This is a genomic window from Bacillus sp. mrc49 (assembly GCF_002803435.1).
The window spans coordinates 1-899 of record NZ_PHNG01000184.1 but is presented as its reverse complement, the minus strand read 5'-3'; the positions used below and the strand labels follow the sequence as shown (position 1 = coordinate 899).

Here is an 899-nt window from a genome sequence, read left to right as displayed (position 1 = left end):
TTATAGTGCTGGGCAATGCCAGATACGACTTGGCGTTTCTCATAGCCTAAATCAAGCTGCAGTTTCAGAAGCTTATCCGCCTTCTTCACCGGTTCTACTTCGATGACCTGGGCCACACGAAGCTCCACTTTCGTAAAGTCATCTATCGTGATTTCATCAACCTCCGGAATGGGCTCTTCCGCTTTTTCAGGCGCTTTCTCGGCACCGCCTTGCATTTGCTCTTTAATATATGAAACTTCCTCTTCCATGTCCAAACGAGGGAAGATCGGGTCGCCCTTCAACACTTTCGTTTCCGCAGGGATTTGGCCGAACTCCGCTAAGCTATCCCATGAAGTTAACACTTCATCCTGGATGCTAAGCTGGGCAAAGATTTTTTCCGGCGTCTGCGTCAAGAAAGGCTTCAAAAGGATGGCCGTCCTGCGTAAAGATTCCGCTAAATGAACCATAACACTGGCCAGCTCTTCTTTTCTTGCTTCATCTTTGGCAAGCGACCATGGCTGTGTTTCATCAATGAATTTGTTCGTCCTGCTCACAAGCTGCCAAATGGACGTCAGCGCAACTGAAAACTCCATGTTCTCCATCGCTTCCTCATACTTGCCAACCGTATCATGATTCATTTCCAGCAAGGCTTTTTCAAATTCACGATTCGATCCTTGATAGCTCGGGATCACACCATCAAAATACTTATTGACCATTGCCACCGTTCGGTTTAACAAATTGCCTAGATCATTAGCCAGGTCGAAGTTGATTCGTTCGACAAACCCCTCAGGAGTGAACACACCGTCAGAACCAAAGGGAACTTCACGCAATAGGTAATAGCGTAAGGAATCCAAGCCGTAACGATCAATCAAGGTAACGGGATCGACCACATTCCCTTTTGATTTGGACATCTTCCCATC

General features: G+C 46.8%; 1 protein-coding gene. It reads right to left on the bottom strand.

Features of this window, described 5'->3' with window-relative positions; translation table 11 throughout:
• Positions 1 to 899 (bottom strand): class I tRNA ligase family protein (locus CVN76_RS01275; protein ID WP_157805426.1); only part of this gene is annotated, 899 nt, incomplete at both ends.